The 338-nt window shown below is 54.4% G+C and carries 1 protein-coding gene; it reads right to left on the bottom strand.

The features are described from left to right. A partial coding sequence (locus Q4563_RS17755) for a hypothetical protein (RefSeq protein ID WP_303605443.1) occupies positions 1 to 232 on the bottom strand: 232 nt, incomplete at its 3' end. Positions 233 to 338: the final 106 nt, after the last annotated feature.

Genomic DNA, 338 nt, shown 5'->3' on the forward strand with positions numbered 1-338 from the left:
GCAAACCCCGCCTGCGGCCACGCCAGATCAATACATAGTTAATCGTCAGCGCCACCAACATGCCCTGAAAAAACAGATTGGCGCCACGGACATGCACACCCCAGTGAGTTGCTGACTTGTCCGGTAATAAAACCGCAGTACCAACCAGCAGCCCCAAAGCCGCCAGCACACCAAAAAACTGCATGATGGCTAAAGTCAGTCGATGACTGTGCCCGGCCAACCAGGTACTCATAACCTGCCACCAGATCATGAAAAAGGCGCAGGCGGTAATCATGCCACCCCGGAAGATAAACCCGGCGTCTCCCTTCATGCCGGTATGGGTAATATCGGTACAGCCA

This window comes from Gilvimarinus sp. 1_MG-2023 (assembly GCF_030548285.1).